The organism is Neokomagataea thailandica NBRC 106555 (assembly GCF_001598495.1).
Lineage (GTDB): Bacteria > Pseudomonadota > Alphaproteobacteria > Acetobacterales > Acetobacteraceae > Gluconobacter > Gluconobacter thailandicus_A.
Map to the genome: position 1 here is coordinate 69,636 of NZ_BCZB01000010.1, position 19,307 is coordinate 88,942.

Genomic DNA, 19,307 nt, shown 5'->3' on the forward strand with positions numbered 1-19,307 from the left:
CTCACACGGGGAAAGACCATACTGCTTCGCATAGCAAGATGGCCTCTCCCCTAGGCTGCCAATCAACGAGACATCGCCAAAACTCACCCAGTGCTCCAGTTTGGAACATGTCATGCATCTCTAAGGATGCGGTGGTTTTAAGCTGTAGCAAGCCAAAACTTGAAACCTACCGAAGCACCCTTTCGGTTTTGGCCCTTCCCTTGTAAGGTAGGGGCCATTTTTTAGCTTACTTCGGAGCCTTTCGCCTTGTCCGACAATCGGCCGCTCTGTTTTCAGGATCTCATCCTGCGCCTTCATCGCTTTTGGGCCGATAAAGGCTGTGCCATTCTTCAGCCTTATGACACCGAACTCGGTGCCGGCACGCTATCCCCACACACAACGCTACGCGCCCTCGGCCGTACGCCGTGGTCTTGCGCTTATGTGCAGCCTTGCCGCCGCCCATCAGATGGTCGCTATGGTGAAAACCCGAACCGCCTTCAGCATTACTACCAATACCAAGTCCTGCTGAAGCCAACACCAGAAGACAGCCAGCAGCTTTTGCTGGAAAGCTACCGTGCCATTGGCATCGACCCCGACAAACACGATATTCGCTTTGTGGAAGATGACTGGGAAAACCCCACCATCGGCGCATGGGGCCTCGGTTGGGAAGTCTGGTGTGACGGAATGGAAGTCACACAATTCACGTACTTCCAGCAGGTCGGCGGTATTCCAACCGTCATGCCGTCAACAGAATTGACCTACGGGCTAGAACGTCTGGCCATGTACGTTCAAGGTGTCGAGAATGTCTATGACCTCGACTATAACGGCAAAGGCCTGAAATATGGTGATGTCTTCCTCCGCGCAGAGAAAGATTACTCACGCCATAATTTTGAACTTGCCAACACAGACATGCTGTTCGCGCATTTCAAAGATTGTGAAGCGGAATCCATCCGCCTAGCCGAGGCTGGCGTGGCACAACCTGCTTTTGACCAGTGCCTCAAAGCATCCCACCTGTTCAACCTGCTCGATGCACGCGGTGTCATTTCCGTGTCCGAACGCGCCTCCTATATTGGCCGCGTCCGTACTCTCGCAAAAGCCTCCTGTGAAGCGTGGCTAGCTGGTGAAGACGCAGGCGAAGAGGACAAGAACAATGGCTGAATTTTTCCTTGAACTCTTCTCTGAAGAAATCCCAGCAGGCGCACAGGAAAAGGCCGTAAACGACCTCTCCTCCCTGCTGACCACGGCGCTGGATGGCCTGAACCCATCCAACATCCGCACCTTTTACGGCACACGCCGTATCGCTATTACATTGGATGTTGATGCCGAAATCCCTGCACGCACGCTCTCTGAGCGCGGCCCACGTGACGGTGCCCCCGAGAAGGCCCTCGCAGGCTTCACCCGCAAACATGGCGTCACCCCCGATGATTTGACGCTTGAAAACGGGTTCTGGGTGCTGAACCGAGATCTTCCGCCGGTGCCCGCCTCCGCACGCATCGCAGAAGCCCTGCCGGACTTGCTATGGAAATTCCCATGGCCAAAATCCATGCGCTGGGGCAATGGCTCCCTCTTCACATGGATCCGTCCTCTGCGCCGCATTGTGTGCTTGTTAGACGGTGCGCTCGTCGAGTTTGACCTCACCCGTGATGGTGATGACGCTCACGGCCTCCGCTCCGGCATACAATCCGAAGGCCACCGCTTCATCGCGCCCGAAGCCTTTACCGTCACATCCGCGGCACAATGGCGAAGCGCCCTCACAGAACGCTCCGTGATCGTCGATGCCGATGAACGCCGCGCCATGATCCGCGACGGCGTTGCAGCGCGTGCCGCAGAACACGATGCACTCGTCGTGGAAGATGAAGGCCTGGTGAGTGAAGTCGCTGGCTTGGTAGAGTTCCCGGCTCCGCTAATTGGCAAAATTGACGATGCCTTCATGGACCTGCCACCAGAAGTTATGCAGGTTTCCATGCGGATCAATCAGCGCTACTTCGCGCTCCGCACACAAGATGGCAAAGCCGCGCCTCTCTTCGCATTTGTGGCGAACCTACCATTTGCAGATCAAGGCGCCCTCACCATTGCAGGCAATGAGCGTGTACTACGCGCCCGCTTCGCCGATGCCCGCCATTTCTGGGACCTTGACCGCAAGACCCCACTTGCCGAGCGCGTTGCTGCCCTTGATGCCGTAACATTCCATGCGAAACTCGGCACACAAGGCGCACGCGCACAACGCATCTCAGCCCTTGCTGGAAAGGTTGCACAGGCCATGGGTCTCGATGCCACCAGCATTACCCATGCTGAACGTGCTGGCCTTCTGTCCAAGGCGGACCTCACCACCGGCATGGTTGGGGAGTTCCCAGAGCTGCAAGGCGTCATGGGCGGCTATTACGCAGCGCATGACGGTGAAGCAGAAGCCGTCGCGCGAGCCGTATCCGAGCATTACCTGCCACGCGGCCAAGCTGACGCAACGGCAACAGCACCTGTCTCCATAGCTGTAGCCTTGGCTGACCGCCTCGATCTTCTGGCCGGTTTCTTCGCCATCGGTGAAACACCCAGCGGGTCCGGGGACCCATACGCACTGCGCCGCGCTGCACTCGGCGTGATCCGTACCATCCGCGATAACGGCCTGCGTCTTGACCTGATGGCACTCATCACCGAGGCCGCCGCTGGCCGTAATGGTGAAACATTAAAGACCCTGCCATCCTTCATTGCAGAACGCCTGCGCGTACAACTCCGCAGCGAAGGCGCACGCTACGATGTCCTCGCGGCAACCTTGGCTGGCGGCCTGGATGGCGACCTCGTCCGTCTACTCGCCCGCACAGATGCACTCTCTGCCATGATCCAGTCAGAAGATGGCAAAAATCTTCTGACTGCTGCAAAGCGCGCAGCCAATATCTTGCGCATTGAAGATAAAAAGGACGGCCCACACACAGGTGAGCCTGATGCGTCTCTCTACACGCAAGACGAAGAGCGCGCTCTGGCAACCGCTCTCACGGCGGCAGTTTCAGACACCAAGACGGCCCTAGAGGCCGAGAACTTCACGCAAGCCATGCACGCCATTGCAAGCCTGCGCCCCGTGCTCGACCACTTCTTTGAAGCCGTCATTGTGAATGCACCAGAGGCTGATATTCGGAAAAACCGCCTCCGCCTTCTGGCAACATTCCGCACGACCACTGGTCTCATTGCGGATTTCAGCCAAATCGACGGCTAAAAACAAAAACACTCCCCCTTATTCAGGGGGAGTGTCCAACATAACCTCATAGAACAATGCGACTTTATTCAGGGTCCATCTCATTCCGATGAACCCATGACGATAATAAAAGCCCAAAACCAAACATCATCGTCAACATCGCAGAGCCACCATACGAAATCAGCGGTAACGGCACCCCACCAACCGGGATTGCCCCCATCACCATCGAAAGATTAACCGCACAATACAAAAAGAAATCCATAGCGATGCCCAAACCCAGCAAACGCCCAAACTGATTACGGCTCCGCAAAGCGATGAGCATACCGCCCAAGACCAGCGTGCCTAACAAACCAATAACCGCTATACCGCCAACAAAGCCCCATTCTTCACCAATCATAGTGAAGATAAAATCTGTCTGCTTTTCCGGAAGAAAACTCAACTGCCCCTGACTGCCATGCAGGTAGCCTTCACCCCACATGCCACCAGAGCCTAAAGCAATCTTGGATTGAATAATATTATATCCAGCCCCCAAGGGGTCACGCTCAGGATGCAAGAACGTATCAATACGCGCCTTTTGGTAATCATGCAAATGACTGTAAATAAACTTACCCAAAAAAGGTATCGGCGCTACCAGCGCAATAATTTGCCATAACCGCATACCAGCGGAGAAAAATAACGTTGCCCCAATTACACCAATAATAGTTGCCGTGCCTAGATTTGGCTCCTTAAGAACCAAAAGAACCGGAAGCAGAGTAATAATCGCCGGGAAAATTAACCGTAATGGATTACCTAACCGCTCAGGTCCAGTACGATGGAACCATGTAGCCAACGCCAAAACAAGCGCAATTTTAGCAAATTCAGATGGCTGAAACTGCAAACCCGCCAAATTCACCCAACGCTCCGCCCCCTTACCGACATGCCCCATTTTCAGAACAAGCCCAAGCAAAAGCAAAGCAACACCATACATAGGCCACGCCATCAGTCGCAGAACACGAGGCGGCACTAACGCCACCCCAATCATCATGACCAACCCCAACCCAAAGCGCACCATTTGCGGCCCAGCAAACGGATGAGATGACCCGCCCCCGGCGGAATACAGCGCGATGTAACCAACCCCTGCCAACATGCAAATCAACAGAACATAAAACCAGTTCACCTGCATCAAACGCGCCAACGGCCGAAAATCTGGCTCAGCCCGCAACAGGCGCTTTTCACGCCGCAAAAACCCTAAACTATTACGCATCAGCCTTGCCCTGAATCTGTACGAGCAACCGTCTGACCCGGTGGACGCGCCTGATTGGCCGGATCACGCAGCAAGGTATCCGTCATAATTTTCTTAGCCAGAGGAGCCGCTTCATCCGCACCTGCATTCCCATGCTCAACCACAATCGACACGGCATAATGCGGATCATCATAAGGCGCGAAACAAATAAACAGCGCATGCGGGCGATATTCCCACGGCAAATTAGCCGAGTTAAAATGCCCTGATTCACGCATCGCTCGTGACACACGGCGCACCTGTGCAGACCCCGTTTTCCCAGCCATTGTAATACTCGGCAAATCAAGGCGTGCTTTCGGCGCCGTCCCATGCTGGTCATTCACAACGGCAAACATCCCTGCACGCACCACGCTCAAATGCTCCTGTGGCACCTCTAAATTAGGTACCGTGTCAGACGCAGATAAGGACGATAAATGCTCATTCATCGTGCGTAAAAGATGCGGCTGCACATTCCGCCCCGACGCAATACGAGACGCATAAGTGGCTAACGCCAAGGGCGTAACCTGCACAAAACCTTGGCCAATACCTGCATTGACCGTATCACCACCATTCCAGTGATAACCATGCTGGCGCCGCCATTCCGGCGTTGGAATCACACCCGAGCGAGCATGCGGAAGCTCAATCCCCAACGGAACCCCGAGCCCCATCGTATTGGCGACATCCTTAATCGGATCCATTCCGCAACGGCGAGCCACTTCGTAGAAATAAACATCGCAGGAATACTTAAGCGCCTCACGCATATCAATCGAACCATGCCCGTATTTATTCCAACAGTGGAAGCGTACTCCTCCCATATCAAAATAACCGGGACACATAAAACGATCTTGCGGAGAAACAGAACCTGCTTTCAAAGCGGCCATGGCAACGGCTGGCTTAAACGTAGAACCGGGTGGATATAACCCCGAAACGGCTTTATCAACGAGCGGTGTCTTAGGGTCCTCCACCCATGCATTCCACTGGGCATGGCTCACGCCTGAGTCAAAAAGCGATGGATCAAACGATGGCGTGCTGACCATCGCCAAGACCTCACCATTACGACAATCCATCACAACCGCACTCGCCACACGGTCACCCAAGCTCGCCCGCACTTGCTCTTGCAACACTGAATCCAGCGTCAGACGTACCGTAGTACCTTGCTGACCTTCTGCCCGATCCAACTCCCCAATAACCCGCCCATGAGCATTGACTTCCATCTCAACCGAGCCTGGCTCTCCACGAAGCAATGCTTCCTGCGTCTGCTCCAAACCAGCACGACCGACACGCATTCCAGGTAAAGATAACGTCACATCATGCGCAACATCTCCCTCATTCGGAGGGGCAACATAACCCACCAAATGCGATGTTAACTCCCCTAGCGGATATAGACGCGTCGAACCAACATCAACCAAAACACCCGGCAAAGATGGTGCGTTAAGCTCAATCTTTGCCATATCATCCCATGATAAAAACTCCCGCAATGTTACCGGAACATACTTACGCAAATGCTTCAGATCACGCTCAATACGTGCGTGATCATGCTCATCCAAATTAATAAACGTGCCAAATCGTTCAATCACCGCAGCCACATCCGTCGTTTCTTCCGGCATCAGCAGCGCACGCCAACTCACTTTATTCTCTGCCAAAGAACGGCCAAAACGATCCTGAATAGGCCCCCGAGCTGGTGCCAAAAGACGCTTACTCGTGCGGTTTCTCTCGGCTAATTGCCTTAAATGCTCACCTTCATGAAGCTGCAACGTATGTAAACGCCGCCCCAAAACGCCCAACACCCCTGCCTGCACTGCCATGACGGCCAAAGCCCGGCGCGTAAACACGCCGCGCGACGAGCGTACGGCTCCATCACCTCTTTTGAAGAGGTTTTGCAACAAACGAGATTTGCGCGTGCGTGAAAACATGAGGTGCGTGTTCAAGTCCGAAAAAGCAGAGCGACAAAAGCTACTCTAGTAGCAAACCTAAGCGCAGTCAGGATTCGCAAACGTGCGACTACCCCAAGAGAACAAAGCCATAAGGCTTGGATAAAGGCCAACCGTCAGCACGGCCTGAAAGACACCGGGCATAGGTGACAAAAACGCAAAAGCATGGATACAAACAAGCAACCACTGAAGACAGCATGTGAGTATGACAAAAAGTGCAAAAATGAGCCAAACCAAAATAAAGCTCACCTGCGCCAGTGCATAGCGCCAATGCCTCGCCACACCATAAAAGACGAGTAACGCCAAAACCGCCAGTCCCGGCGGCCCAAAGCTGTAAAGCTCTAAAACAATTCCGCACAGAAATACCGCAGGCGTAGGCATAAGACGTGGGCGCGTCTGCCCCCAAAACCACACAGCACACAAAGCCACGCCCAACTGCATCTCTTCCTGCCCCGGCACACCAAACGGGGCCGATAAGAAGATGATAACAGCGATCAGCAACAGCGTTGGCATTGCAGAGCGGAACATCCGATCCAAAACCAAACGCCATGTTTGCTTTGGCTCTACGGCAGAATGCAAACTTGGGGTCGAACGCTCAGCGACCATACTTAATGACCACTCGCCGCAGGAACCGGTAAAGACTGCAATAAAAACGGCAGCCCAAACATCGCACTGTCTGACGAAAGGGGCTTTGCATCCATAACACGTGCTTTCACACGTCCTGGTGCGTCCGGCGCCACCAAACTTTGACCACCATAATCAAAAATACGAACAATATCGAGGCGCGCCAAATCAGCATCCGGCACAACAACAGGATGATTAGGCGCACTATAATGCACACTCCCAATCGGCAAACCCGCAGGCATTGTGCTTTGCCCGCGTGTCTGCACACGCTCCCCCTCGATGGGATGCTGATCCTGTGGGTAATACATCAAACGCGGCATCGCCCCATCATCCCCCACCATAATCGCATCCGCTCGCGATGTCGTAAGCGTCACCGGGATCCGGCTCGCATCATCATTAATTTGCAATACACGGACTGTGTGCGGCCCCACTTCCGTTACGCGCCCAACCAAACCCGCCGCGTCCAAGGCCACATCACCAGCGCGTACAACATGACCATCCCCTACATCCAACAAAACCGCACGCGCGTAGAGCCCCCCATCATCACGCGTAACACGCCCCGTTACATATTGTGGCACCGGCTCTGGAATCCAATGCAAACTATCTTTCAGTTGCGCATTTTCGTTCGCCAACACCACCGCCACGTCATACCAATGCCTCAGCGCACGATTTTCTTCACGCAGACGACTGCACTCACGAGCCAAGTCCGTCGCGCCATGTAGGTCTTCAACCCAATGCCTCACCTGAATCTGCGGCCACACCATCGCATGATAAGCTGGCGCGAGCAGATCAGCCGCAAGCAAACGCGCTTCATCTACGGCTGAACGCTTCGCCCAGCCCAGAACAAGAAGACCAACCGCTAACATCACCAGCACGGCCAAAGATGCCCGTGCTACAATCTGTTTGGCATGAATAGAGAGCATAATAGCCGTTTTGGCTCTTAATACATACTGCTCAGCACACTACGTAAACGCCGCGTTTCTTCCAAAGCGCGCCCAGTGCCCAAAGCGACACAAGAGAGAGCATTTTCCGCAACCGTAACCGGGAGCCCTGTATAAAGACGTAAAATTTCATCCAGCCGATAAAGCAGAGCACCACCACCCGACAAAACAATACCTTTATCGACAATATCTGCAGCCAATTCAGGCGGCGTGTTTTCCAGAGCCGTCGTCACAGCATCAACAATCTGCTGCACCGGCTCTGCCAAGCTTTCCGCAACCTGCGCCTGGCTCACCACCACTTCCCGTGGCACGCCATTGATCAAATCACGCCCTTTAATTTCCGTCAGTGGGCCATCCGGATTAGAGCGGTCATCAGGCGGCATCGCTGCCCCCAGTTCAATTTTAATTCGTTCAGCCGAGCTCTCCCCCACCAGCAAGTTATATGTCTTACGGATATAAGAGATAATGGCTTCATCCATCTGGTCACCGCCAACACGCGCTGAACGCGCATAGACAATCCCACCCAGAGAAATCACCGCCACTTCTGTGGTGCCACCGCCAATATCAACAATCATACTGCCTGACGGCTCCGTCACAGGAAGCCCAGCACCAATCGCCGCAGCCATCGGTTCTTCAATCAGCAATACCTTGCGCGCTCCGGCACTTTCCGCACTTTCCTGAATGGCACGGCGTTCAACAGCCGTAGCACCAGATGGAACGCAAATAATGATTTGCGGCGTCGCAAACGCACGACGGTTATGCACCTTGCGAATAAAGTGCTTAATCATCTCTTCAGCAACTTCAAAATCCGCAATAACACCGTCTCTTAATGGACGAATGGCCGTGATATTTCCGGGGGTACGCCCAACCATCTGTTTGGCTTCATTACCGACAGCCAAGACCTGCTTTTTACCGCGTACATCCGCGATAGCCACAACAGATGGTTCGTCAAGAACGATACCCCGGCCCTTAACATAAACCAAGGTGTTGGCAGTGCCGAGGTCAATCGCCATGTCGGCCGACATGAGGCCCAGCAAACGAGAAAACATTTAATACTCCTGGCGCAACGCTAAGGCGGCAGCAACGCAGTTCCAATTCAGAATGGGACTTACCGACCCCACTACGATACGACAAGAGGAACTATCGTGTAACAAGCATCAAATGATAGCCAAAAGGGAACTTATCGCCCAGTCGCAACAAAAAATTATATCTTGCCGCAATCCAGCCACCTTCTCAGCACCTTATTAAGCCCAGTTCATGAGCTACCATCTTTCATGTAGACACTTCACCTTGAAGGTCTATGCATTATTCAACACAGGTTCCCGTTTATCATGCAGACTCCTACACGCTCCCACAGCCTCGCTGCCCTCACATTCTGTGCCCTTGCCCTCTCAGCATGCGGCAACCCCTATGATAGTGGCGCACGCGCAGGCAGTGGCGCTCTTCTCGGTGCGGGGGCCGGCGCGGCTCTCGGCGCAATAGCCGGCGGCGGTCATGGCGCGGCCATTGGCGCACTCGCGGGTGGCGGCACAGGGGCTGCTCTCGGCGCGGCAACAACACCGAGCCGCCATCATCCACGCAACGATTATTAAGGCATACTCTCACCCAATAATAGCGCTGTAGGCCCCTATTACTTGAAATAACGGGGCCTACATTCAACAGCTCCATCCGTTAAACGTCATCCGATTCACACCGAATACGCGCCCACACGAGCAGTCATAACGATATTCAAGACACTTGGAGAGATCGTTTATAATACCGTTATCACTCCATCATCCCTCGGCGTAACCTCCTTGTGCGTTTTGGAGGCTGAAAAAGCGTGCATCAGCATTTACATCGTTGATACACAACGGTCATGATCGAACGGGCTTTCCGCAATCTATCCGAAAGCATCTAATCAAGGCATTGGACGACAATGCGGCGGATTAACGACAGACCCAAATCAACACTCATCGCATCCATAATAAAGCGACTGTCAAAATCCGCGCTACCGACACTCCCCTCAGCTAAGTGACGTTTCTTAATCTCTTCCCATTGGCGGGGCACGCAAACCATAGCGCCGCATCACGCCACCTCCCAAAAAAACGCGACAACATCATGTACAAAACACATAAACTTTCAGTAAACACCCCGCCCCAAACAATGCTCCCCAATTCCATTGAAAAAAAATGATTAGACACAACAATATATAAAAAAATAAAATTAATGTGTTAATTTTTTACCTAAAAAAAATGGATATATTTCTCGCGTACACAATATGAAATAAATAAAATAAAATTCTTTAATTAAAATATATATTGATTAGAAATTTTATTGCGCTTACTGCACTCCGAATTAAAGGCAACCAGCATATCGGAGAAAGTTCCCTATGAGCGCAACAAAAAATCCTGACATACACCAACAGATTCCAACGTCAGGAACTTACATTCTTAATATAGGAAGGCTTACCCCTACAGATTCTAGCAATACTGATTACGCTGTCTCTAACGTTCAAAACTCTGTCGAAATCACCTTCGGAATTTCACAAAAAGGCACAAAATTTTTCTACCTAAACAATGATTCATCAAGGTTATACTACCCTTTTTATAATGAAAGCACTGAATATGGTGGAACAGCCCAGAACGGGAAAGGCCGGAAAGAATTTATATTTCAGGACAAAGACGGAAAATATTATATTGTTTCACAAAACATCATTAATCTAAATGAACTTAAGTATCAGTACGATCAAAATTCAAATACATTTTTTGTAAAAAATCCAAATACTGGAACAAATATTGCTCTAACTGGCGGTGATGATGATTTTGACCCCTGCTTCCTCGCGGGATCTATGATAGAGACGCCTGAAGGCTACAAAGCCGTTGAGACTCTTACAGCCAATGATAAGATCATTGTTCTGAGAAACGGTGAACAGACAGTAGAAGCCGTCCGTTGGGTCGGGAAAACATCTCGCACCGTTAGACAAGGCCGACATATCACTGCCTCCAACTACCCAGTGAGAGTTCTCAAAGATGCTCTTGCTGATGGTGTACCGTTTAAAGACATGCTGATTACAGCCGAACATTGCCTGTTCTTCAACGGGAACTTTGTTCCCGTACGTATGCTCGTCAATAATCACTCAATTTTCTATGATCGTTCAATTACTTCTTACACATTCTATCATGTTGAAATGGAAAATCACGCCATAATTATTGCGGATGGTGTCCTTACAGAAAGCTATCTCGATACCGGTAACATTAACCGTTTTCACGAGGGTGTACAGATTATGCCCTTACCGACGTCTCGGAACCTGACTTGGAAAAATGCTGCCGCCCCACTCTCGACCAGTCGTGATTTTGTAGAACCACTCTTCAAAAACATTCTTGCACGCGCCCAATCGTCCAACCTCCCAAAGCAGGCTGCACCAGAGCATCTCACGGAAGAGCACGACCTACACCTTATGACCGAAAAAGGTGAACGCCTTGATACCGTTCGCATCAACGGGAAACATCATATTTTCCACGTTCCAGCCGGCACTCACAATATCTGGCTTATGTCGAATGCAAGCGCTCCCAGCATAACCGTTGGACCATTTATAGATGACAGACGAACATTAGGAGTTCTCATCGGAGAGGTCACACTCTTTGAGAAAGACTGCACAAAAAAAATTCAAGACCACTTACACGTTTCAAACCTTAATGGGTGGCATGGGATCGAAAGCAGCAATAATCGCTGGACATCTGGGCAATCTCTCCTTCCGATATCACATACAAAAACCACATCAAATTCAGTTCTATCCATTGAATTAATATCATCAACGATCTACGTTAAAATAGATAATTTAAATAAAAATATAGCTGCATAAATACCACGTTAAGCTTTGGACTTAATATCCAAAGCTTAACACAAAAATGATCATCCGAAATTATATTCTTCTCGTTATTATATATCAGTACCATATTGAATAACGGGCATACTGACCAGTATAGCCCGCAAGCAGTTTTAATCCCCGAAAATACATGCCCGCCACATACTTTTTATTTCGCAACCTTACCCATCCAACCTAGCAGCTCAAACCATCCGTACACCAATCACAAAGAGCAAAATCCCCAACACCCAACGCTGAACACCATCTGACAGACGGTCCGCAAACAACGTCCCCAAAAAGATTCCGGGAATAGACCCTAACAACAGCGCAATCAGCACCGTTGTATCAACCGCACCTTCCAACCAGTGCCCCCCACCCGCCAGCAAGGCTAACGGCACAGCATGCGCTATATCCGTTGCAACGAGTATTCGCGTATTCAAGCGTGGATAGAGCGCCGTCAAAGCCGCCATCCCAATCGCCCCCGCACCAACGGAGGTCAGCGTCACCAATGCCCCCAACACGGCCCCAAGCAGAACCGTCAAACCGATTTCCACCCGTGACGATAAAGGCGGACGATCCGCCGCCAAACGACCCAACCACGGCTTCAACACAATAAGTGGCGCTATAATCAATAATGCGATTGCCAGCACAAGTTTTATCACATGCGACGTCGCCTCAGATGGCCCTGCATGATGCAAAAACAACAAACATACCAAGCCTGTCGGTAAGCTCCCCAACATTTGCAGGAAAACAATACGCCATTGCACCATGCCCAAACGACGATTTAGCGCCGTACCTACAATTTTGGTGATCGCCGCATACAGAAGATCCGTACCCACAGCAGATTGCGGCTTTGTACCAAAAAATAAAATGAGAAGTGGCGTCATTAATGAGCCGCCACCAACTCCCGTGACACCCACTAAAAAACCTACCAACAGGCCGGATGCCGAATAAAGCCACTCATGCGGCATCGTGATCTCCCTTACCGAAAGGAGATCACACTATCATCCGTTACGATTCTGTCTATAATTTTATATCACGAATTGTAACGGTTATTATTAAAGCGCCTCCGGCTCTGCACGGTCACGCTTTACCAGCAACTTGTTCAATGCATGGATGTAAGCACGCACTGCAGAAACGACCGTATCCGCATCAGCCCCCTGCCCATCAACCAGTTTGCCATTCTCTTTCAAACGCACCGTCGTCCGTGCTTGCGCATCCGTGCCTTCCGTTACATTCGCCACAGAGAACAAGGCCAACTCCGCCGTATGCGGGAATGCCTGCCCAATAGCACGGAACGCCGCATCTACCGGCCCATTCCCAGACACTGCAACATACTGCACCGCACCATCAACCGTAATTTCCAGCTTCACATGCGCTTGCTGCTTGGTACCACCACTCAATTCCAACGCAACAAGGCGAACACGCTCATGATCACGGCTCTCATCATCGACCAGCGCGCGAATATCATCATCGAACACATCTTTTTTACGGTCCGCCAGATCTTTAAAGCGCGCAAAGGCTGCGTTCAGCGCTTCATCCTCCAGTTCCGCATAACCCAATTGCGCCAATTTATCACGGAAGGCCGCCCGACCGGAATGTTTGCCCAAAACCAATGACGTCTTGGTCCACCCCACACTTTCTGGCGTCATGATCTCATAAGTGGCTGCATTTTTCAGCACGCCATCTTGATGGATACCACTTTCATGCGCGAATGCGTTACGCCCAACAATCGCTTTGTTCGGCTGCACATCAAACCCCGTAATCGTGGCCAGCATACGTGACATACCCAGCAATTTCGGCGTTTTAATCCCCGTAACACGGCCATATTGATCATGACGCGTCTTGAGCGCCATAACAATTTCTTCCAAAGCTGCATTACCAGCACGCTCACCAATACCGTTGATCGTGCATTCAATCTGACGCGCACCACCATCCACAGAAGCCAGCGTATTCGCAACCGCCAAACCAAGATCGTTATGATTATGTGCTGAGAAAATCACATCAGACGCCCCCGGAACACGCTCACGCAGCATCGTGAAAATAGCACGCATCTCTTCAGGCGTCGCGAAACCTACCGTATCGGGGATGTTAATCGTTGTGGCACCATTGCGGATAGCCGCTTCCACGCAGCGACACAAAAAGTCAGCTTCTGTACGAGAACCATCTTCCGCAGACCATTCAACATCATCCGTGAATTGACGCGCCTTACGGTTACCTTCTGCGATGATCTCCAGCACCGTTTCTGGCTCCATCCGCAGCTTGTATTTCATGTGCAGAGGGGATGTAGAGATAAAGTTATGAATTCGCTTCCGTTCCGCTTGGCGCAATGCCTCACCAGCAGATTCAATATCGCGCTTACCGCCACTGCGCGCCAGACCACAGATCACAGGCCCACGCACATGCTCAGCAATACGGCGTACACTCTCAAAATCACCCGCAGAAGCAACCGGAAAGCCCGCTTCGATGACATCAACGCCCAGCTCACCCAGCGCATGCGCCATCCGCAGCTTTTCTTCAATGTTCATTGAGAAACCGGGAGATTGCTCACCGTCACGCAGTGTTGTGTCAAAAATAATGACACGATCGTCTGAAATGCTACCGAAAGAAGGATGCTGAAAAGCCATGAGAACTACCGTCTATATGTTCAGGTGTATCAAAAACCACTCCCCCTGAACGCAATGGGCTTCGCACCCGGCTGAAAACGCGTTCAGGGGCTAATAAGTCGAAGCAGAAGACGGATAGCAATAATCATGAGCCGGAACCTGAACGATTCTTGCGCAGGACGCAAGGGAAGTTTTAAAAATAAATCCCCTACCCTGCCGCTAGTGACGGCCGGGATGCGAAATAACGTTCAATCGCCACCTTCATGGCCGAAGCCACTTGCGCCCGGTGGCTCTGCTGGCGCAAAGCGGCTTCATCCATACGATTAGACATAAAACCCATCTCTACCAAAACCGATGGAATATCAGCCGCCTTCAACACAACAAATGCCGCATGACGTGACGGATGCGCCAATAACCCAATACGATTTTGAAAAGATTCAACCACACTTGCCGCCATATGCGCCGATCCGCGCCGCGTCTCTTCCGAGACTAAACTGGATAAAATTTGTTGGATTTCCGGCGAAACACCATGAAACGCCGGCCCTGCAAAACGGTCAGCACTGTTCTCTTTACGCGCCAAAGCCTCCGTCTGCGCATCAGACGCCCCCCCCGAAAGTGTATAGACTGACGCCCCTCGTACCTCTGGGTCATGCAAGGCATCCGCATGCATAGACACAAACAAAGACGCCTGATGCTTCTGAGCCAGTTCAACCCGACCATCCAACGGTATAAAACGATCATCCGCACGCGTCATAACCACACGGTAGCGCCCCGTTGCTACCAAAGAATCATGCAGCGTTTTTGCAGCAGCCTCTGAGATATGCTTCTCATACGTTCCTGAAACGCCAATAGCTCCCGGGTCTTTCCCTCCATGCCCCGGATCCAACATAATCAACGGCGGCGGCGGCTGTATCCCACGCTTGACGTATGGTGCCGCCAATGCTTTCGGCGCAACATGATGCCCATGATGTAAAGAATGTGCCGACACGCTACCAGCGCACCCCACACTCAAGAGACCGCCCACCACAATACGGCGCGATACAGGCGGTACAGATTGCACATCAGGCGTGGCAATCAATGCACTTGATGATTTGCGTATCAGCGTCATTACCCACCTGCACCATTCTATAACGGCCAATTACATCTGTCAGGCATTACAGCCACAAACCATGTCGGCATCATGGCAAACACCGAATAGAAACAACAGTTTCAACTGAGACTTGCCAGAGTTCAATCTTTCAGCCACACTTGCACACGGATAAGTTGTCTCTTGGCTTGAGCGGCGGTGACCCGATAATCCTCCCGCCCCCTGTTCAATACAACAATCCATGGGCCAAAAAGCCACGTCGTTTGATAGGCTGCCACCCAATATGATGGCATCCTGTCCTGATTTGGCCATTTTGGTCAGGCAACTCCACCGATATGAGATGCGTAATCTCTTGTGGAGCATTTTGAGAGTGGCCCCTGTTTTAACAGGGCCAGATAATATTTTTAGGGGTCGAATGTCTCAGGACATGATCACAACCTGCAACCCTGCTGCACCGGAATCAACCCGGTCAAGCTTTCGGTTGTCCAGTGTGTTGCGCCCCCGTCACCCCGCACAATCTGGCGCGCAGACCAGCCTCACTGAGCAGGCGGCCGCGCCATGGAGTTCAGCTTTCCATGAACAAGCGCATGTTGATCGACACCACACACGCGGAAGAAACGCGTGTCGTGGTCATGAATGGTGATCGCGTTGAAGACTATGATGTAGAAACATCATCACGCAAACTACTTAAGGGTAACATCTACCTCGCTAAGGTCATTCGGGTTGAACCGAGCCTGCAAGCCGCTTTCGTCGATTACGGCGGAAACCGTCACGGCTTCTTGGCATTCAGCGAAATTCATCCTGATTATTTCCAGATTCCTATCGCAGACCGCGAAAAACTTCTGAGCCTGCAAGAGGAAGATGCTGCTGAAATACAGGACAGCCCTGAGCCTGAACCACAACATAACGAAGACGACGACAACGCCGATCGCCGCCTTCCAGAAATTGTTGGCGGTGAGCACGATACCGGCGAAGAAAACGCCGCATCACGCCGCACGGCACGCTTCTTACGCAACTACAAAATTCAAGAAGTCATCCGCCGCCGTCAGGTACTTCTGGTTCAAGTCGTTAAGGAAGAACGCGGCAATAAGGGCGCGGCTCTGACTACATACGTCTCTTTGGCGGGCCGTTACTGCGTCCTGATGCCCAACGCCCTGCGCGGCGGTGGCGTCTCCCGCAAAATCACCTCCGAGTCCGATCGTCGCCGTCTGCGTGACATCATCGCAGAGCTCGAACTCCCCCGCGCAATGGCCATGATTGTCCGCACAGCGGGAGCCGGTCGCCCCGGCCCAGAAATCACGCGCGACTGCGAATATCTGCTCCAATTATGGGACGATATCCGCTCACACGCCCTCTCTTCCGTCGCGCCGACCCTCATCTATGAGGAAGCGAACCTGATCAAACGCGCCATCCGTGATCTCTTCTCGAAAGAGATTGATGACGTCATGGTCGATGGTGAGCAGGCATGGAAAAGCGCACGCGAATTTATGCGCCTGCTCATGCCGCATAACGCCAACAAGGTGAAGCTCTGGCAAAACCGTGGCCAAAGCCTCTTCGCACATTACAATGTCGAAGGGCATCTGGATGCCATGTTCTCCCCGACAGCGCGCCTGCGTTCCGGTGGGTATCTGGTCATTAACCAGACCGAAGCCCTCGTCTCGATTGACGTGAACTCCGGTAAGTCCACCTCTCAGCGCAACATTGAGGAAACCGCATTGCGGACTAACCTCGAAGCCGCTGAAGAAGTAGGACGCCAATTACGCCTCCGTGACCTCGCGGGCCTGATCGTGATCGATTTTATCGACATGGAAAGCCGCCGTCACAATGCACAGGTTGAGAAGCGCCTCAAGGAAGCCCTGCGCTCAGACCGTGCACGCATCCAAGTCGGGCATATTTCACATTTCGGCTTGCTCGAAATGTCTCGTCAACGTCTGCGCCCTTCCATTGCAGAAGCCGTTCTGTCCCCCTGTCCACATTGCCAAGGCACTGGCTTTGTCCGTGGCACAGACAGCGCCGCTCTACACATTCTGCGTGCTATTGATGAAGAAGGGGCACGTCAGCGCGCTTCAGAGATTGCTGCCTATGTTCGCTCGAACATTGCGCTGTACATTCTGAACAACAAACGCGCATGGCTTACGGATATCGAAACACGCCACCGCATGCGCGTGGTCTTCGAAGCCGATGACAACTTGGTTGCATCCGATATTCGTATCGAGCGGATTGCTCCGCAGACACCTGCTCCAGCACAGCACCAAGCACCACGTCACGTCAAAACCGTTGACATTATTGAGGATGCAGCCCCCACGCACCGGCAACAGCCAGAGCATGAATCCGCTGTAGCTCCCCTGCCTATCGAGCGCCCTGCACCGGAAGCTCAACAGGAAAACACGTCCTATAACGCGGATTACAACGCCTCATTCCAAGGCGATGAGCACGATAACGGTAACGACCAAGGCCGTAAGCGCCGCCGTCGTCGCCGCAATCGTAACCGCCGTGACTACGAACAAGGTGAGCAAAACGACTTCAATTCCCGTGAGCACAACTCACATGATGCGCAGTCCAATGAACAGCCGCGCGCTGCTGAACCAGCACGTACTGCACCAACCGCAGAGCAAGCTGATCCAGAAACTGGGTTAATTCCCGGCCGCCGTCGTACACGTTTCAAGCGCCTGCAAAAGGATAATGAAACCACGCCAGCAGAGGCACCCAAACCACAGCGTTTCGAGCAAGAAAAACCTAAAGCACCTAACCGCTCTTACGCAGGCCCTACCCCTGCAAATCCGTTCGGCGGCAGCTTTGATATTTTCGATGTCATCGAACAAGCTGAAATGTCTCAGTCCTCACGTCCGGCACCGGTACGCACCAGCAAGCCGATTGCTATTCATGAGCGTCCGGTTGAACGCCCCGTAGCACAGGCGATTGAGCCTGAATACGCGGCCCAACCTCATGACCGTGAGCAGCCCGAACAGCACAGTGCTCCTGCTGCGGATGAATACACCGCGCCAAAGCGCGGTCGTGGCCGTCGCCGCAGAACACACACGGAAGAGGTAAGCGCCTCACCTGTTGCTCTTGAAAACACAGCACCCGCCAGTGTTTCGCAAGACGCTGCATCGACTGCAGAGGCTGACGCCAAACCACGTCGTACGGTGCGCCGCCGCAAACCAGCACCACAAGACGCAGTAGCCGATGTACCGAGTATAGACACATCAGCAGCATCTGATGACAGTGCCTCTAGCGCCCCGGCCAAACCGCGCCGTACGCGTGGCCGCAAAACGGACGCAGACGTAGTCACCGCTCCGACCACAGAAGAAGCTCCGGCACTACAGCCTATCAACATTGATGACGTTGCCGTTAAGAAACCACGTGCAGGCTGGTGGAAGCGCTAAAGCGCTCCACCTCCCTTGTCGTGAACATACAAAAAAAAGCCGCCCTATATTGGGCGGCTTTTTTTAGTGACCATCACAAGCAAGACTTTAACGGCAAACACTTCTCTGCCCATCTGCCGCAATGAACGTCCCTGTCAAAGCGTCAAAACACGCATTACGCGGGCAAGATGAAGACGCCATCTTCGGCTGAGGGTACACCACAGCTCCTGCTTGGTTCGCTTCCCGCAAAGCCGTACCGCAAAGAGGCGTATCAACAGCAGCAGACGGATCATTCTGTACCGTATTTCCTGCTGCTAAAGGCTCTGCACCTGGCACCAACCCTGGCGCAAAATCTTGGGGAGGTATCTTTGGTTGAACAGGGGCCGATGCTGGCGGCTGATCCGCACACGCTGCCAGAAGCGGCAAAAGCGCAAAACCCATTAAGACACTACGCATCATTTCTCCGCTTCCTCAAACATACGCCATCC

Annotated in this window: 15 protein-coding genes; 5 read left to right on the forward strand and 10 right to left on the reverse strand. The window is 52.3% G+C overall.

The genetic code is table 11. From position 1 onward, the window contains the following. Positions 1–246 precede the first annotated feature (246 nt). Both NTH01S_RS04910 and glyS read left to right on the forward strand, forming a co-directional pair. On the forward strand, positions 247–1,137 hold the full coding sequence (locus NTH01S_RS04910) for a glycine--tRNA ligase subunit alpha (RefSeq protein ID WP_068170317.1): 891 nt from the start codon (positions 247–249) through the stop codon (positions 1,135–1,137). Then, positions 1,130–3,184, forward strand: coding sequence for a glycine--tRNA ligase subunit beta (gene glyS, locus NTH01S_RS04915; RefSeq protein ID WP_068170330.1), 2,055 nt, complete (start codon positions 1,130–1,132; stop codon positions 3,182–3,184). The genes NTH01S_RS04910 and glyS overlap by 8 nt, the downstream gene beginning before the upstream one ends. A gap of 64 nt (positions 3,185–3,248) precedes the next feature. Here glyS and rodA read toward each other — a convergent pair whose 3' ends face one another. The 5 genes from rodA to NTH01S_RS04940 are packed head-to-tail and all read right to left on the reverse strand — an operon-like array spanning position 3,249 to position 8,966. After that, entirely contained in the window at positions 3,249–4,406 is a 1,158-nt protein-coding gene (rodA, locus tag NTH01S_RS04920) for a rod shape-determining protein RodA (protein WP_068170332.1), read from the reverse strand. Next, complete coding sequence (gene mrdA / locus NTH01S_RS04925; protein WP_068170335.1) at positions 4,406–6,334, reverse strand: penicillin-binding protein 2; 1,929 nt, start codon at positions 6,332–6,334, stop codon at positions 4,406–4,408. Before mrdA ends, rodA begins: the two co-directional genes overlap by 1 nt. Before the next feature lie 57 nt (positions 6,335–6,391). Continuing rightward, complete coding sequence (locus NTH01S_RS04930; protein WP_068170337.1) at positions 6,392–6,958, reverse strand: hypothetical protein; 567 nt, start codon at positions 6,956–6,958, stop codon at positions 6,392–6,394. A gap of 2 nt (positions 6,959–6,960) precedes the next feature. Next, positions 6,961–7,899 carry a rod shape-determining protein MreC gene (gene mreC, locus NTH01S_RS04935; RefSeq protein WP_068170345.1) on the reverse strand — a complete coding sequence of 313 codons (939 nt, stop codon included), beginning with the start codon at positions 7,897–7,899 and terminating at the stop codon, positions 6,961–6,963. 17 nt (positions 7,900–7,916) lie between these two features. Next, the gene (locus NTH01S_RS04940) at positions 7,917–8,966 is read right to left on the reverse strand and encodes a rod shape-determining protein (RefSeq protein WP_068170350.1); all 1,050 of its coding nucleotides are present in this window, start codon (positions 8,964–8,966) and stop codon (positions 7,917–7,919) included. Between the two features lie 282 nt (positions 8,967–9,248). On the opposite strand from NTH01S_RS04940, the gene NTH01S_RS04945 reads away from it, so the two are divergent. Continuing rightward, positions 9,249–9,509 (forward strand): hypothetical protein, encoded by a 261-nt coding sequence (locus tag NTH01S_RS04945; protein ID WP_068170353.1) that lies wholly within the window; start codon positions 9,249–9,251, stop codon positions 9,507–9,509. Between the two features lie 301 nt (positions 9,510–9,810). Here NTH01S_RS04945 and NTH01S_RS11745 read toward each other — a convergent pair whose 3' ends face one another. After that, positions 9,811–9,963 carry a hypothetical protein gene (locus NTH01S_RS11745; RefSeq protein ID WP_169802045.1) on the reverse strand — a complete coding sequence of 51 codons (153 nt, stop codon included), beginning with the start codon at positions 9,961–9,963 and terminating at the stop codon, positions 9,811–9,813. A gap of 322 nt (positions 9,964–10,285) precedes the next feature. Here NTH01S_RS11745 and NTH01S_RS04950 point away from each other — a divergent pair, with 322 nt between their 5' ends. Beyond that, a complete protein-coding gene (locus tag NTH01S_RS04950; protein ID WP_068170355.1) occupies positions 10,286–11,758 on the forward strand; it encodes a Hint domain-containing protein in 1,473 nt (490 codons plus the stop codon). A 206-nt stretch (positions 11,759–11,964) separates the two neighbouring features. On the opposite strand, the gene NTH01S_RS04955 is transcribed toward NTH01S_RS04950, so the two are convergent. From NTH01S_RS04955 to NTH01S_RS04965, 3 genes are all read right to left on the reverse strand, one after another. Next, positions 11,965–12,732 (reverse strand): sulfite exporter TauE/SafE family protein, encoded by a 768-nt coding sequence (locus NTH01S_RS04955; RefSeq protein WP_084367005.1) that lies wholly within the window; start codon positions 12,730–12,732, stop codon positions 11,965–11,967. An 87-nt stretch (positions 12,733–12,819) separates the two neighbouring features. Beyond that, positions 12,820–14,388: a 2-isopropylmalate synthase gene (locus NTH01S_RS04960; RefSeq protein ID WP_068170358.1), complete on the reverse strand. Its 1,569-nt coding sequence runs from the start codon at positions 14,386–14,388 to the stop codon at positions 12,820–12,822. A 187-nt stretch (positions 14,389–14,575) separates the two neighbouring features. Next, on the reverse strand, positions 14,576–15,475 hold the full coding sequence (locus tag NTH01S_RS04965; protein WP_068170361.1) for an N-acetylmuramoyl-L-alanine amidase family protein: 900 nt from the start codon (positions 15,473–15,475) through the stop codon (positions 14,576–14,578). Between the two features lie 554 nt (positions 15,476–16,029). Between NTH01S_RS04965 and NTH01S_RS04970 the strand changes: the two genes are divergently transcribed. Further along, entirely contained in the window at positions 16,030–18,840 is a 2,811-nt protein-coding gene (locus NTH01S_RS04970) for an Rne/Rng family ribonuclease (RefSeq protein ID WP_068170364.1), read from the forward strand. An 87-nt stretch (positions 18,841–18,927) separates the two neighbouring features. Here NTH01S_RS04970 and NTH01S_RS04975 read toward each other — a convergent pair whose 3' ends face one another. Further along, positions 18,928–19,275, reverse strand: a complete 348-nt coding sequence (locus tag NTH01S_RS04975; RefSeq protein ID WP_068170419.1) for a hypothetical protein — start codon at positions 19,273–19,275, stop codon at positions 18,928–18,930. Positions 19,276–19,307: the final 32 nt, after the last annotated feature.

What these genes read in the sequence shown, in the direction of transcription:
- glyS (WP_068170330.1), top strand. Translation starts at nt 1,130, where the DNA reads ATGGCTGAATTTTTCCTTGAACTCTTCTCTGAAGAAATCCCAGCAGGC.
- rodA (WP_068170332.1), bottom strand. Translation starts at nt 4,406, where the DNA reads ATGCGTAATAGTTTAGGGTTTTTGCGGCGTGAAAAGCGCCTGTTGCGG.
- mrdA (WP_068170335.1), bottom strand. Translation starts at nt 6,334, where the DNA reads ATGTTTTCACGCACGCGCAAATCTCGTTTGTTGCAAAACCTCTTCAAA.
- NTH01S_RS04930 (WP_068170337.1), bottom strand. Translation starts at nt 6,958, where the DNA reads ATGGTCGCTGAGCGTTCGACCCCAAGTTTGCATTCTGCCGTAGAGCCA.
- mreC (WP_068170345.1), bottom strand. Translation starts at nt 7,899, where the DNA reads ATGCTCTCTATTCATGCCAAACAGATTGTAGCACGGGCATCTTTGGCC.
- NTH01S_RS04940 (WP_068170350.1), bottom strand. Translation starts at nt 8,966, where the DNA reads ATGTTTTCTCGTTTGCTGGGCCTCATGTCGGCCGACATGGCGATTGAC.
- NTH01S_RS04945 (WP_068170353.1), top strand. Translation starts at nt 9,249, where the DNA reads ATGCAGACTCCTACACGCTCCCACAGCCTCGCTGCCCTCACATTCTGT.
- NTH01S_RS04950 (WP_068170355.1), top strand. Translation starts at nt 10,286, where the DNA reads ATGAGCGCAACAAAAAATCCTGACATACACCAACAGATTCCAACGTCA.
- NTH01S_RS04955 (WP_084367005.1), bottom strand. Translation starts at nt 12,732, where the DNA reads ATGCCGCATGAGTGGCTTTATTCGGCATCCGGCCTGTTGGTAGGTTTT.
- NTH01S_RS04960 (WP_068170358.1), bottom strand. Translation starts at nt 14,388, where the DNA reads ATGGCTTTTCAGCATCCTTCTTTCGGTAGCATTTCAGACGATCGTGTC.
- NTH01S_RS04965 (WP_068170361.1), bottom strand. Translation starts at nt 15,475, where the DNA reads ATGACGCTGATACGCAAATCATCAAGTGCATTGATTGCCACGCCTGAT.
- NTH01S_RS04970 (WP_068170364.1), top strand. Translation starts at nt 16,030, where the DNA reads ATGAACAAGCGCATGTTGATCGACACCACACACGCGGAAGAAACGCGT.
- NTH01S_RS04975 (WP_068170419.1), bottom strand. Translation starts at nt 19,275, where the DNA reads ATGCGTAGTGTCTTAATGGGTTTTGCGCTTTTGCCGCTTCTGGCAGCG.